At 65.8% G+C, this 13399-nt stretch carries 11 protein-coding genes; 5 read left to right on the top strand and 6 right to left on the bottom strand.

The genetic code is table 11. The features are described 5' to 3' along the window. Positions 1 to 113 precede the first annotated feature (113 nt). The 6 genes from G9Q41_RS02775 to G9Q41_RS02750 all read right to left on the bottom strand — a co-directional run bounded on the left by G9Q41_RS02775 (position 114) and on the right by G9Q41_RS02750 (position 7185). Positions 114 to 1799: a CoA-transferase gene (locus G9Q41_RS02775; protein WP_165631369.1), complete on the bottom strand. Its 1686-nt coding sequence runs from the start codon at positions 1797 to 1799 to the stop codon at positions 114 to 116. After that, positions 1792 to 3063, bottom strand: a complete 1272-nt coding sequence (locus G9Q41_RS02770) for a beta-ketoacyl-[acyl-carrier-protein] synthase family protein (protein ID WP_165631370.1) — start codon at positions 3061 to 3063, stop codon at positions 1792 to 1794. Before G9Q41_RS02770 ends, G9Q41_RS02775 begins: the two co-directional genes overlap by 8 nt. Further along, positions 3063 to 3638 (bottom strand): carboxymuconolactone decarboxylase family protein, encoded by a 576-nt coding sequence (locus G9Q41_RS02765; RefSeq protein ID WP_165631371.1) that lies wholly within the window; start codon positions 3636 to 3638, stop codon positions 3063 to 3065. Before G9Q41_RS02765 ends, G9Q41_RS02770 begins: the two co-directional genes overlap by 1 nt. Positions 3639 to 3779: 141 nt before the next feature. Continuing rightward, positions 3780 to 5021 (bottom strand): crotonyl-CoA carboxylase/reductase, encoded by a 1242-nt coding sequence (ccrA, locus tag G9Q41_RS02760; protein WP_165631372.1) that lies wholly within the window; start codon positions 5019 to 5021, stop codon positions 3780 to 3782. 271 nt (positions 5022 to 5292) lie between these two features. Then, the gene (locus G9Q41_RS02755) at positions 5293 to 6237 is read right to left on the bottom strand and encodes an MBL fold metallo-hydrolase (protein ID WP_165631373.1); all 945 of its coding nucleotides are present in this window, start codon (positions 6235 to 6237) and stop codon (positions 5293 to 5295) included. Between the two features lie 45 nt (positions 6238 to 6282). Further along, the gene (locus G9Q41_RS02750) at positions 6283 to 7185 is read right to left on the bottom strand and encodes an SDR family oxidoreductase (protein WP_165631374.1); all 903 of its coding nucleotides are present in this window, start codon (positions 7183 to 7185) and stop codon (positions 6283 to 6285) included. A gap of 177 nt (positions 7186 to 7362) precedes the next feature. Between G9Q41_RS02750 and G9Q41_RS02745 the strand changes: the two genes are divergently transcribed. From G9Q41_RS02745 to G9Q41_RS02725, 5 genes are all read left to right on the top strand, one after another. Next, positions 7363 to 8058 carry a TetR family transcriptional regulator gene (locus tag G9Q41_RS02745; RefSeq protein ID WP_165631375.1) on the top strand — a complete coding sequence of 232 codons (696 nt, stop codon included), beginning with the start codon at positions 7363 to 7365 and terminating at the stop codon, positions 8056 to 8058. Further along, positions 8055 to 9065: an ABC transporter ATP-binding protein gene (locus tag G9Q41_RS02740; protein WP_165631376.1), complete on the top strand. Its 1011-nt coding sequence runs from the start codon at positions 8055 to 8057 to the stop codon at positions 9063 to 9065. Before G9Q41_RS02745 ends, G9Q41_RS02740 begins: the two co-directional genes overlap by 4 nt. Before the next feature lie 18 nt (positions 9066 to 9083). Continuing rightward, positions 9084 to 10211, top strand: coding sequence for an ABC transporter permease (locus G9Q41_RS02735; protein ID WP_165631377.1), 1128 nt, complete (start codon positions 9084 to 9086; stop codon positions 10209 to 10211). 52 nt (positions 10212 to 10263) lie between these two features. After that, positions 10264 to 11325: an ABC transporter permease gene (locus G9Q41_RS02730; RefSeq protein ID WP_347567424.1), complete on the top strand. Its 1062-nt coding sequence runs from the start codon at positions 10264 to 10266 to the stop codon at positions 11323 to 11325. Between the two features lie 352 nt (positions 11326 to 11677). Further along, complete coding sequence (locus G9Q41_RS02725; protein ID WP_165631379.1) at positions 11678 to 13369, top strand: NAD(P)/FAD-dependent oxidoreductase; 1692 nt, start codon at positions 11678 to 11680, stop codon at positions 13367 to 13369. Positions 13370 to 13399: the final 30 nt, after the last annotated feature.

Below are 13399 nucleotides of genomic sequence, written 5' to 3'. Positions count from 1 at the left end.
GCCCGCCGCGGGCGTTTCGACGACGATCGGATCAGCGTCGACGCTGCACGGCGGTTTCGCACCTGGTTCGCAGATTCCGGGTCCGCAGGCGGGGCGCCTTTGTCCCGTGTGCTTCACCGGTAGTGCCCTTTGGGATCCAGACGTCGCAGCGTCGTCAGTTCCGCCGCGGTTATTTCCCGCTCGTCTTCGGCGGTCGACGTGTCGCTCTTCCAGCACGTCCGTTCCGCGACCGCCGAGCGGGGATCCGGATGGTCCTCGTTGGCGAGGTAGGTCGACAACCGGAACGGTTCCCACTGCGTCGGGCGGTGGAACGCGCCGAACTCGCACACCACCGCTCGTACCCGGTCACCGGAACTGGTGACGGTGGCGACGCGGGGAACGAGGCGGCGTTTGCCGGAAGCGCTCACCACGACGCAGTCCGTGGAGGAGGCGATGTCATGCGCTCCTCCGGAGCCGGTGATCCACCGGCCGTCCGGAAGGGTGCTGGTGTTGATATCGCCGCGAGGGTCGATCTCGGCTCCTGCGAGAATCCCCAGGCAGTGGTCGTTGCTGGCGACCATACCTCCCAGCACCTCGGCGACGCCGGTGAGCTGTTCGGAGTTCTCGGCGTGGTGCTGGCTGAACAGGAACACGTCACCCTCGCACGGGGTCGTGCCGTAGAAACCGAGCTCGGAGACGAGCTTGATCTCCCGGCCGCTCTCCCGCAGCCGAGCGGCGGCGAGCCACGCGGCGAGGTGCGATGCTCCGATCCCGGCCAACAGCGTGTCGTAACCGCGTTCGTGGACCTGGCGGGTGATTTCGCGGGCGGCCAGCACGATGAGCTTCTCCGTCCGCGTGGAGGTCTCCCCGGTCTCCGGGAGAGCCGTTCCCGTGGTTCCGGCCACGTGTTGTTGTGGCTCGACCAGCGCGTTCAAGCGGGCCTTCCCGAGCTTTTCGAGGTAGGCCCGGTGACCTGCGAGGTCGATCCAGTCGTGGAACCACTCACGTGCCGAATCCGGATCGGAGCACGCCGCGGTGGTCATCGACAGGAACTCGTAGTCGTCCGGATACCCTCGCACCCCTGCGATGCCGTCGGTGCGCAGCGACTGCGGATGCGCTCCGTGAGGAGCTTCGCAGAGCCCCACCACCCGAGAACCGGGGATGAGCACGTCACCTGGGCGGTCGTCGATCACGGAATTCTCGACGATGCGTTCGACCGAGGCGAGCACCCCGTGCCGCGCGGCATAGGCCGGCCAGGCACCCTCGCCGTAGGGCGGGCGGATCACGACATTGCCCCGGCGGTCGGCGACCGCTCCGTGAACCAGCGTCAGGTCCGGGCGCAGCGGACTCAGCAGCGCCGCCTGTTCCCGGTGTCGCGTCGCGGGCAGCGGAACCAGGTCGTCCTGCTTCCCCTCGGCCAGCACTGTTCCAAGCAGGGCCGTGGTGGCTGTTCCCGGTTGTCCCATGGCTGCGGCCATCAGCCGTTGAACCTGCGTGAACAGCGACCAGGACTCCAACTCGAACGGGTCCTTCCGGCCGACGTGGTGGTACAGCCGGCAGGGCCGTGGTGTCGGGTACGTTTCCCCGAGGAAGCAGGTGATCATCCTGCGCACCGCGCCCGACAGCGCCAGCGCGTGCGCGCTCGAGTGCACGGCCGCCATGCTCACCGTCAGCGCCCCGCTGCCTCGCAGCGTCCGGGCGACCGCGTGCAACAACGCGTTCGGACGTGCCATCGTTGAGGCGAAGTGCAGGTGCGCTTCGGGAGTGATGTGCTTACGGACCAGTTCGTCCACCGAATCCGCGATCTCCGGTTCACGCATCGGGTGCTCCCAACGCCACGACGGAGGTTTGGCTGCCGATGGCGAAGGCGAGCGAGACGGCCAGGTCGAACCGGGCTTCTCGTCCCGTGTGCGCTACGTGGTCGATATCGCAGGCGGGATCCACGTCCACCAGGTTGATCGTCGGTGCCAGCCACTGGTGGTGCAGCATCAGCGCGGTCGCGGCGACGTTGATGATCCCCGCGGCACCCAGTGTGTGGCCGAAGATCGGCTTGTTCGAACCGAGCGGTGGCAGCGCGGACGGGGAAAGATCCGGGTGCAGTGCCCGCACCGTGCGGCTTTCGGCCAGGTCGTTGGACCTGGTGGCGGTGCCGTGCCCGCAGTAGTAGCCCACGTCCTCGATGCGACGCCCCGAGGCGAACACGGTCTCCCGCACCAGATCGGCGGTGCGCTTGCCGGTGATGTCCATCGAGGTGGCGTGGGCGGCCTCGTTCATGGCGCCGTGTTCGAGAACGTGGGCGTAGGGCCGGGCTCCGCGTTCCTGGGCGCTGGAGGCCCGCTCCAGGCACAGCGTCACCGCGGCTTCGCCCAGCACCATCCCCGCGCGGTCCCGGTCGTACGGGCGGATCGCGTGCTCGGGGCGTTCCAACTCGCCGGAGAGTACGCCGGGGCCGAGTGCTTCGAACGTGCGCAGTACCTCCGGCACCAGGGGGAAGTCGTGACCGCCGACGAGGACCGCGTCACTGGAGTGCGAGCGCAGCTCGCGCGATGCCAGGCCGATCGCGTGGTGCCCGCCGACGCAGGCGCTGCTCACCGTGGTAACCAGGCCGCGCGCACCCAGCTGGATGGCAGTCAGCGAGGCCGCTGACCCGAGCAGACCTCGAAACATCGCACCCGAGTCGGTCGTGTCCTCGTGGGAACGGGTCAACCACCACTCCAGTGCTCCCCGTGAGCTGGATTCCACGAGGGACAGCTTTCTCGGGTCGACGTCGTGGTGCTGCAGGCCGGAGTCGCGGAACGCCGAGGTGCAGGCCGACATGGTCGCGAGGATCTCCCGGCTGTATTTCGCGGCGTGTCGCTCGGGAAGGTCCGGCAAGAACCGCCGGTGGTCGAATTCCGTGATCTCGGCGCCCGCGCGCACTGCCAGGCCCTCGTGCTCGGGATTCAATCCTCTCAACCTCGTCACCTGCGAGTTTCCCAGGCTGAGGTGGGACCAGAACTCCCGCACCGTGTGGGCACCGGGCAGTACCAGGCCTATTCCGGTGATCGCCACTGGTTCCGCGGCGCTGTCGGTAGGATCGGTCATCACCCGGACTCCTGCTGCTTTGTGCTGTCGGGACGGTGGTTCGCGAGTTCGACGAACTTCTCGCCCCGCGGATCTATGTCGACCGCCAGGCCGTTGAGCAGACCGGCCAGCATCCGGTAGTGCCCGACGAGCAGGAACAGCTCCACCAGCTGGGCGTGGTCGAAACTGCTCAGCAAGCTCGCCACACGCTCGGGGTCCAGCGTGGTCCGCTCGACGAGCTCGTCGGCGGCATCGAGCAGTTCCCGCTCGGCGGTTCCCCGGAAACCGGGGTCCGTCCTGCGCGTCGCCGCGATTTCCTCCTCGGTCATACCGATCTCACGCGCGATGACCTCGTGCTGGGCGAGGACGTAATCGCAGCGGGTGTTTCGAGCGGTGCGCAGGATCAGCAGTTCCCGGTGTCGGGCGGACAGGTGCAGCCTGCTCAGCAGCGCGGTGCTCAGCTTGATCAGCGGTCCCACCAGCGTGGTCGCGTGGGCGCACATGCGGATCAGGTTCAGCGGAGCGACCATGCGCTCCAGCGCTGTTCGTGCGGGTTCGGGCAGGGAAGGCTCATCGGGATACGGGATTCGTGGCATCTCGCTCCTTCGAGGACAGGCGAGTGCGTGGGCGTGGCCGCTCGGGAAACGGATTTCGGCGAGCACGTCGCGAAGTCACCGGCGTGGCAGAGTTCGGTCGTCGCTGCGCGCAGGCTCGGTGCCGGGCATCGGCGTGCTGGGTCAGTCCAATGAGGTCCCGCCCGTGGTCGAGGCGTTGACCAGCACGGCCATGTTCCCACCGGGGTGCTCGTTGTGGTACATGAGCTGGTGGGCCTTGCCGATGCTGTCGAACGGTTCGCACCAGGACAGGCACGGGTCCAGTCTGCCCGCACCCACCAGGGAGACGACCTCCCGGCACTGCCGCAGGTTCGCGAAGTGCGAACCCTGCAACCGTTTCTGTCGCATCCAGAGGAACCGCAGGTCGACATCGGAGAGGTATCCCGTGGTGCCGCCGCAGATAACGACCATGCCAGCGTTGTCGCACAGGTACATCGAGGTCGGGATGGTGTCCTGGCCGGTGTGCTCCAGGACGAGGCTCGGCGAGCGCCGCTCGCCGATGACCTCCCAGAAAGCGCGGCCGAAGGCACGCACGGACTCGGTCCAGCGCGCCGTGGCCGTTTCGTCCTCCCCGCGGGGCAGCGGTCCCCAGTGGTCGTAAGCGCGCCGGTCGATGGTCCCCCGTGCGCCGAGCCGTTCGCAGTAGCGCGCACGGTCGTCGCTGGATACAACGGCGACCGGGATGCCGCCGAGCAGCGAGACGATCTGGATGGCCATCGACCCCAAACCGCCTGCCCCTCCCCAGATCAGCACCGGATCACCCGGTCGCACCGTGTTCGGTGGCCAGCCGCACAGCTGCCGGTACGCGGTGGCCCCGGTGAGCACGAACGCCGCGGCGTCCTCCCAACTGAGGTTCGGCGGTTTCGGATGGCACTGGTAGTCGTCGACGAGCGCGAACTGGCCGAACGAGCCGTAATTCGCTTCGTACCCCCAGGCGACCTGTGATCTCGACGTCATGGGGTCGGCTCCGAGCCGGATGTCGGTCGAAGTCTCGTCCCACATGCATCCCGACAGCACCACGTGGTCCCCCACGGAAACCGACTCGACGCCCGCTCCGACGGCCCAGACGACCCCTGAGCCCTCGGAACCTCCGATGTGGAACTCCTCGGTCGCACCGTGGCGTTTCCGTGCGGCGATGACGTCGAGCGGGGCCCCCAGGGAGGCCCACACGTTGTTGTAGTTGATTCCTGCGGCCATCATGTAGACCAGTACTTGGCCTCTGTCCGGGCGCGGAGTGTCGACCACTTCGGTCGCGAACGCCTGTTCCGGTTCTCCGAAACGTTCCGGGCGGATGACCGAGGCGTACATCTTCTCCGGTACCGCGCCGCGCGGAGGAATCTCACCGAGTTCGTACAGCTCTTTCACGGGACACCTCAACTCGACGTGAGCAGTCGTGGCCGTGGCCCCGAAACGGAGTGGGCGAGGAGCTGGAAGGCACCCGATACGCGAGTGGCACGCGACCGGCCCCGCCGGGCCGGGAGCTTCCGGCCCCGTCGGCTACCACGGAACCAGGTGTGTTCTGGACTGTGCGTCGTCACGCTAATGCGGGACGGTGGGCAGCGTCTTCAGTCCCGCGGTTGAAAGCGCCGGTGGTACCTGAGAACGACGGGAGCGCGCCCCGGTCTTCCGTTCCTCGTCAGTCCCGTTCGGCCGAGTCACCGAGCCGTCGGTACGTGGTGAGGATGTTGAGACGGTGGAACGATTCGTTGAGCGCGCGCACCATCTCGTTCTCACCGTGGCCCGCCGACAGGGTGAACTCGTTCATGACGCGATCGACGTCCTTGCCCGCGCGGAAGTCCCGCAACACCGTCGCCCCGAGTTGCTCCAAGTAGTCCAGCATCCATTCGGCGGCGGGACGTGCGGGAGCGATGGAACCGTGTCCGGGCACGATGCGTTCGATGTCGAGCTGTTCGAGAGCGGCCCGCACCGAGTCGGAATAGGACCAGGGGTCGCCGATGAGCACCATCGGCACCATCCCGGCGGGAACGAGGAAGTTGCCCGTCCAGGCCACCTCCTCCTCCGGGGCCTGGACCAGCACGTCGCCGGCTCCGTTGCCCGGACCGAAGTGCCACAACCACACGGTCTTGTTCCCCAGGTCGACCGACAGGAACCGGTCGAAGGCGATGTCCGGCCGTCGCCAGGTGGTCACCTCGTCCAGGGACGATTCGCCGAACATGCTCTCGCTGCGTGCTCGTTTCTCCCGCTCCAGGTCATCCATGCACATCCGGTTCGCGGTCGAGGACAGTATGGTGACCTCGGAGCCGAACGCGGTGTTTCCGAAGGTGTGATCACCGTGGTACGTCGTGTTCGCCACGTAGCGGATCGGTGCGGCGGTGAGCTTGCTCGCTTCGTGCTGGATCTGTTCCCCCACGGTGGGGGTTACTCCGGTGTCGACCACGAGGGTGGCATCGCGTCCGAAGACGACGCCGTTGTTGTCCTTCGGAGGTTGGTTGGCCAGCAGCGCGTACACACCGTCGCCAAGTCGTTCGGGACGCAGTCGCAGTCCCGTCGGTCTGAGGTCCGGGGCCACGAACGGGCGCGGGCGCTCGAGAATCTCGCGCAGCGGCTGGTGCTCGCGCATGACGACTCCTTAACTGGTCTGCTTTCGACCCTGTGACGGCCCGGATCAGGATGAGCGGCGTGAGGCGGGGGCCGTGGTCCTGGTCCGCGCACCGATGCGACGCATGACACCGGACAGGAGCAGGTCGAACAGCTTCGGAGGCAGAATCCGGGAGAGCATCACCCGCATCCGTGCCGACCGCCCGACGAGATATCGCGCGCGGGGGTGAGGTCGGGTCAGCGCTTGTTCGATCACCTCGGCGATGCGCTCCGGCGGGACACCGTGGGTCGCACTCACCTTGAAAATTCCCTCCTCGACGCCGGTGATGAGGTCGCCGTAAACCTGTCTTGCCTGTTCGGGAACGGAGTCCAGGTTCACCTTGGAATCGATCTTGTTCCAGATCGGGGTGGCCACCGCTCCCGGCTCGATCGCCACCACCTCGACGTCCTGGTCGACGAGTTCGCGACGCAAGGCATCGGTGATGGCTTCCAGCGCGAACTTCGAGGCCGCGTACGGCCCCATGACGGGACTCGCGATCCGGCCGCCCATCGAGCTGATGTTGATCACGCGGCCGTGGCTCCGTCGAAGTGCGGGCAGCAGTGCTCTGGTGACCGCGACCTGGCCGACCACGTTGACATCCAGCACTCGGCGCAGTTCGTCCGGCGAGACGTACTCGATCGGCGCGGCAGTGGTGGTGCCCGCATTGTTGACCAGCCCCCGCAACGGGGCGGTGTCCGGTGCGGCCTCGACCTGCTCGCGCAGTGCTTCGATGCTCTCGGGGTCGGTGACATCCAGGTGCACCGGTGCCAGGTTCGGGGATTCCTCGGCCAGGCTCGCACCGTCCTCGGGGTGACGGAACCCCGCGTGCACCCGGTAGCCGTTTCGGGCGAGTCGAACCGCCGTCGCGTGTCCGATCCCGCTGGAAGCTCCGGTCACCACGACCGTCGGAGTGCTGTTCGGGAAGGTCATCGATTTCTCCAAAAGTTTCTGTGCGCTCACTAATATATATACCGCTTCGTGACGCAGTAACCCCCTCGTGACATGCGATTATTACTACTTTCGCATGATCGTACCGGGGGAGGAGTCCGTGATCCACTCCGGAAGGAGGGGGATTGCATCTTAGCGAGCGCTCGCTATTATTGGGCCATGTCTTCCTCGGCGTCCACACCTCGCAGGCTCGGTCGTCCGCCGAAGTCCGAGGCCACCAACACCAGGGAGCGGCTGCTCGACGCCGCGCTCACGTTGTTCTCGAACAAGGGGTTCGCAGGCACCTCGGTGCGGGAGATCGCGGAACGAACAGGGATCAGGGACAGCGCCATCTACTCGCACTTCAGTGGCAAGCAGGCGATCTTCGACGCCCTGCTGTCCGAGGTCGGGCTGCTGGACCTCTCCGTGCTCGGACTCGCCCCGGAGCAGCTCGCGGACGAGGCACCGGCCGACGCGATCGGCAAGCTGGTGGACAAGATCATGACGGCGTTCGACCGCCCCAGGGCTCGCCGGTTCGCCAGCGTGCTGATCCGCGAGGGGATGATCGGCCGCGCCGGCAAGGGGCGCAGCCTCGCCGACGCCATCGCCGAGGTGCAGCGTCAGCTGCACGAACCGATGCGGTCGTGGATGCGGCAGGGGCTGGTTCGGGACGACTTCTCCGCGGAACAGCTCGTCTGGGAACTGCTGGCCCCGGTGGGCAACGCGCGATTCGTCTACCTGCACGCCCAGGCGGGGCGCGAGGACCGCAGGCTCGGTCACGAACTGGTGCGGCAGCACGTGCGGTTCTTCGTCTCGTGCGTGCTCACCGACGGCGCGACCGAGGCAGGAAGCAATGATCCACTGACCAAGGAGTGATCTTGACTGCACAGTCCCAAGTCAGCGCCCCACGAACAGACCGGGACGGTTCCGACACGGCGATCTCGCTGGACCGAGCGCTGGTGAGCTTCGAACGCCGTAAGCGCGAACCGCTGGTAGCGGTCAACGACGTGTCCTTCGAGATCCCCCGGGGCAACGTCGTCTGCCTGCTGGGCCCGAACGGTTCCGGTAAGACGACCACCGTGAACCTGATCTGCGGACTGCTACGTCCCAGCTCGGGCAAAGTGCGGATCTTCGGCAACGACCCGGTGCGCCAACGACGTGAAGTGCTGCGCAACCTGGCTGTCGTGCCGCAGGAGACCGCCCTGTACAACAGCCTCAACGCGCGGGAGAACCTCTCGTTCCACGGTCACTACTATGGGGTGGACCACCACGACCTCGGGGCCCGCATCGACCGGGTGCTCGAACTGGTGCAGCTCACCGATCGACAGCGGGATCGGGTGGGGACCTACTCCGGCGGGATGCAGCGCAGGCTGGCGCTGGCGAGGGCGCTGCTGACCGAACCGAAAGCACTGCTGCTGGACGAGCCCACGCTCGGTGTCGACGTGCACTCCCGCGCGGCGCTCTGGGAGCAGGTGCGCGAGTTGGCGGCGCAGGGCATGTGCGTGCTGCTGACGACGAATTACATGGAAGAGGCCGAACAGCTGTCCGACCACATCGTCATTCTCGATCACGGGACCAAGGTCGTGAGCGGAACGGTGCCCGAGCTCAAGGCGATGGCGGGTGGGCGACGTCTGCTGCTGCACTTCGCCGATGAGGACGCGGCCGCCGAGGCAGCCGGTCTGCTGGACGGTGCGACGGCTCCCGTCAGGGACGGGACCACGGTATCGGCGGAGCTGACCGAAACTCGCGAGGCGATTCAACTGATCCGGGAGCTCGAACGCGCTTCCACCAGGTTGAGCGAGCGGATGGTCAGTTTCGAGGTCAAGGAGTCCAATCTCCAGGACGTTTTCCTGCAGTTCACCGGCCGTGCCCTTCGGGACTGAGACGAGGAGAGATCGGCCATGCTGACAGCGACAGCAGCCCTGGTGCGCAAGGATCTCGTGCAGAGCGCTCGCAACCCGGGGTTTTTCATCATCGGGATCATGCTCCCGGTTTTCTTCACCCTGCTGTACTCGTTCATCGTCCAGGCGGCCACCACGAACCCGATCTACATCGCCAAGGAGTCACAAGGGCCCGCGGCCGAGCGGCTGGTTCGGATCATGGAGCAGCAGTCCTCCGCCGACGGCGAGGCCTGGAGAGTGATCACCACGGATCCGCAGCGCGCCGAGCGGGCGTTCGACTCCGGCGAGGCGATGGGCATCGTGCGGATCCCCGAGACCTTCGAGCAGGACGTGCGTGCCGGTGAGGCGACCGTGGGCCTCGGTGTCTACAACATCAACTCCGACATATCCAAGAATCTCCGGCTGCGGCTGACCAACGCGATGATGAGCTTCCAAGGAGAAGTCGATCCGCAGCACCAAGTCGACGTTCGGGAAAGTCCGCACTGGAAGGAGGAGATGGGATTCGCCGGGTACATGGGTGCGAGTCTGCTCATGTTCGCGCTGATCTACGGGGGCATGGTCAACACCGGAAACCTCATCGCCCGTGAATGGGAGGAGGGCACGGCCAAGAACGTCGTGCTCTCTCCGAAGGGATTCTGGCCGCTGGTGTTCGGCAAGTGGATGGCCACCTTGCTGCAGAGTGTCGTCACGATAGTGCTCGTCCTGATCACGCTCCAGTTCGCGCTGCCGTATCCGGTCGGCCAGCTGGGACCGGGCACCTGGCTGCCCATAGTGGTGTTGTTCTTCTACGGGGCGGCGCTCGGTGCGCTGCTGGGGGTACTGCTGCGCAGGTCGTTGCCCCTGGTGCCGATCGCGGCCGTTGTCTCGCTGGTGCACTTCCTCCTGGTGGGGCTGGAATCCTACATGCGGGGGTATGCGCACTTCGGGTTCGTCGAATGGCTGTGGTACAGCGTCCGATGGTGGCCGGTGGGGCCGGTCACCGACCAAATTCGTTTCAACGCCGAGGGAATTTCTCCGGTGTACAGTATGGACCACTACATGCTGTGGATGGTGGGCATCGTCCTGGTGTTGACGGTGGGAGCCGTGGCCGTGCTGCGTCGGAAACTTACCTTCGCGCAAGGGCAATGAGGGGAAAACGATGCGGATCACGCGTGCCGTTCTGGCGACCCATGTGCGTAACGTGAAGTTGTTGACCCGGCAACGATCCCTGCTCGCGCAGGTCGTCGTGCTGCCCGTCGCGATGCTGATTCTGTCCACGATGATATTCGGCGGAGTCGGTGACACCTATCCGATCGCGTTGGTCAACCGCGGGGAGGACAATCAGGCGCGGAAATTGGAAGAGCAGATCAGAAGCGTCGGTTCGGACCTGGGGCCCTACTATCGCGTGGTCGAGACCGACTACGCCGACGCCAAGCGGAAATTGGACCGGGGCAGGCTGCACATGCTGTTGGTCATCCCGGATGACTACTCCGACACGCACCGACTGCGAATGGAAACCTTCAACATCAACAGCGACGCGGCCAAGAACTTCCGGGGCAGGTTGCAGGTCGTGCTCAACCACACGCCGGTGCCGGGCGCCTCACCCGTGCTCACCGAGGAAATGCAGTCGGTCAAACCCCAGGACGTCCCGCGCTCGGCATATCTCGGTGGCAGTAGCGTGCTGCTCGCGCTGTTCTTCGGGGCCACCCTGATCGCGGCGAACCTCTTCCTCATCGAAAGAGAGGGCGGAACGCGCAAGGAGATCCTGCTGACGCCGTTGCATCCCGCGGTTTCCGGATTGGCCAATGTGGCCACGGCGACGATCGTGTCCATGATTCTGTCCTTGCTGCCCCTGGGGCTGTCCTACTGGATAGCGCAGTTGCAGGTGCCGCTCGGCAGGATACTGGTGATGTATCTGGCGATGATTCCGGTGTTGATCGCCTGCGGTGGTCTGGGAATCCTGCTGGGCCACTGGCTGAAGGTCTTCCGCAGCGCTCAGCCGTTGCTGACCGTGGGGGCTATCGCCACTTTCTTCGTGGCGGGAGGGTTCACCATGGTCGCGTTCCTGCCGGAATCGGCTCAGGTGTTCAGCTTCTGGTGGCCGTTCTCCAGGATTTTCGCCTGGTTCGGCCCGTACATGCACGGCTTCGCCGACCTGGGGGCCGGCAGGATCACCGGTTTGTTCGGGGCCGCTGTGATCGGCCTGCTGCTGTTGTGGTGGGCATACCGGGGAGAGCTGCGCCTCGGGGCCGACCGCAAGTGATTCCCGCGCGCCGAGCGCGGGTGGGATCCTGTCCGTTCAGGCCTCCACCCGCGCTCGACGTGTGCGTGGTGGGGCTCTCCACACGGAGAACTCCAGTAGTCCGAAAGTGCCACTCGGGCATTCGGTCCGCTGAGCGAAGACGCCGGTGAGGGTTCCGCACTACGGTGAGCCTCGTTGGTAATGGCGATGATTCGCCGTCGCAACGGCACGGGAAGCCGGGCTTCGCTGTGCGGCGCGAGCACCCGTCGACCACAGCGGAAGACGTCGAACACCGCAGACGTCCGCTCCCGTGCGGTGAGGAAACCCCGCGACGGCCGGGTACGAACGACGTGCGCGGCGTGAGGAGTTCGGCATGGCAGAAGGAGCGATCGGTCCCTCGGCGGGGCCCGCGTTGCGGCAGCAGATCGAGTACGACGTCATCGTCCTGGGGGCGGGACTCGCAGGGTCGGTGCTCGGTGCGATTCTGGCACGCAACGGTGCGCGAGTTGTCATCGTGGACGCGGGAACCCATCCGAAGTTCGCGATCGGCGAGTCGATGATTCCCTACACGCTGCTCGCACTGCGAACGATCTCGGAGCGCTACGGCGTGCCGGAGATCGCCACGCTGGCTTCGTTCGACTCGTGCGTCAAGGACATCAACACCAGCTTCGGGTGGAAGAAGCACTTCGGGTTCATGCGTCACGAGACGGGCAAGGAACCCGATCCCGCGGAGAGCAACCAGTTCAACACCCCGGGTGTGCTCAACAAGTCCAGCCACTTGTTCCGGCAGGACACGGACTCCTACCTGTTCAACGCTGCCGTGCGGTACGGCTGTGACTCGATGTTGTCCACCCGGATCGACGACGTCGACTTCGACGAGGACTCCGTTTCCGCGATCACAGCTGGGGGACAGACGATCAAGGGCCGGTACTTGGTTGACGCCAGTGGTTTCCGCTCACCGCTGGCCGACAAGTTGGAGCTGCGTGAGCAGCCGTGCCGTTTCAAGCACCACTCACGTTCGTCGTTCACCCACATGGTCAACGTCAAATCCACCGATGAGGCGTTGCGTCACACGAAGTCCGAGCGTCCGCCGGTGCCGTGGAGTCACGGGACGATGCACCACCTGTTCGATCGAGGCTGGTTCTGGGTCATTCCGTTCAACAACAACCCGTACTCCAATAACCCGCTGGTCAGCGTTGGGGTCACTGTGGACCCGCGAACTTATCCCAAGCAGGGCGATGCGGTCCCCGAGGAGGAGTTCTTCGAATTCGCCTCCCGTTTTCCGGCCGTGGAACGCGAGTTCCATCGGGCGCGTGCGGTTCGGCCGTGGGTATCCACGGGGAGGTTGCAGTATTCTTCGAGCAGGTCGGTCGGTGATCGGTGGTGTCTGATGTCGCACGCCGCAGGTTTCCTCGATCCGCTGTTCTCCCGAGGGCTGTCCAACACCGCCGAGGTGATCAACGCGCTGGCCGGGCGGTTGTTGTCCGCGCTCGAGGACGACGACTTCTCCGCGGAGCGGTTCTCCTACGTGGAGAAGTTGGAGCAGGGACTGCTCGACTACAACGATGAGCTGGTCAACTGCGCCTACATCTCGTTCGATTGTTACGAGTTGTGGAACGCGGTGTTTCGCATCTGGTCGTTCGGCTCGGTGCTCGGCGCCTTCCGGCTGCAGAAGGCGATGACGCGGTTCCGCAGGACGGGTGACCACGCGGTGTTGCGGGAGCTGGAGAACGCGCCGAACACGGGATTGTGGTGGCCCGATCACGAGGAATACGCCAAGCTGTTCCGGCTCATGGTCGATCGGGTCGAGGCCTACGAGCGCGGTGAGATCACCGGTGCGCAGGCCGCCGACCGGCTGTTCACCGAGCTGGAGCAAGCCGATTACATCCCGCCGGGAGTCGGCTTCAACAACCGAAACCAGCCTTTCCTGTACCCCACTCCCCGCAAGTTGTTGCGCACCGTGAGCTGGGTGGCCGGCGACGCGCCCCGCGACGTCCGCGAACTCGTCGGCGGTACTGCCAAGGAAGTCGTCAAGGCCAGGTTGCGCGGGACTCGGCTGTTCTGAGCTCGCGCGGTGTGCTCCGCGAATCGATGC

Source organism: Actinopolyspora sp. BKK2 (assembly GCF_011291845.1).
Classification (GTDB): domain Bacteria; phylum Actinomycetota; class Actinomycetes; order Mycobacteriales; family Pseudonocardiaceae; genus Actinopolyspora; species Actinopolyspora saharensis.
The sequence above is the reverse complement of the archived record's forward strand: the minus strand, read 5'-3'. Positions and strand labels throughout refer to the sequence as shown.

Coding starts and splice junctions, on each gene's coding strand:
- G9Q41_RS02775 (WP_165631369.1), bottom strand. CDS start 1,799: ATGCGTGAACCGGAGATCGCGGATTCGGTGGACGAACTGGTCCGTAAG.
- G9Q41_RS02770 (WP_165631370.1), bottom strand. CDS start 3,063: ATGACCGATCCTACCGACAGCGCCGCGGAACCAGTGGCGATCACCGGA.
- G9Q41_RS02765 (WP_165631371.1), bottom strand. CDS start 3,638: ATGCCACGAATCCCGTATCCCGATGAGCCTTCCCTGCCCGAACCCGCA.
- G9Q41_RS02755 (WP_165631373.1), bottom strand. CDS start 6,237: ATGCGCGAGCACCAGCCGCTGCGCGAGATTCTCGAGCGCCCGCGCCCG.
- G9Q41_RS02750 (WP_165631374.1), bottom strand. CDS start 7,185: ATGACCTTCCCGAACAGCACTCCGACGGTCGTGGTGACCGGAGCTTCC.
- G9Q41_RS02745 (WP_165631375.1), top strand. CDS start 7,363: ATGTCTTCCTCGGCGTCCACACCTCGCAGGCTCGGTCGTCCGCCGAAG.
- G9Q41_RS02735 (WP_165631377.1), top strand. CDS start 9,084: ATGCTGACAGCGACAGCAGCCCTGGTGCGCAAGGATCTCGTGCAGAGC.
- G9Q41_RS02725 (WP_165631379.1), top strand. CDS start 11,678: ATGGCAGAAGGAGCGATCGGTCCCTCGGCGGGGCCCGCGTTGCGGCAG.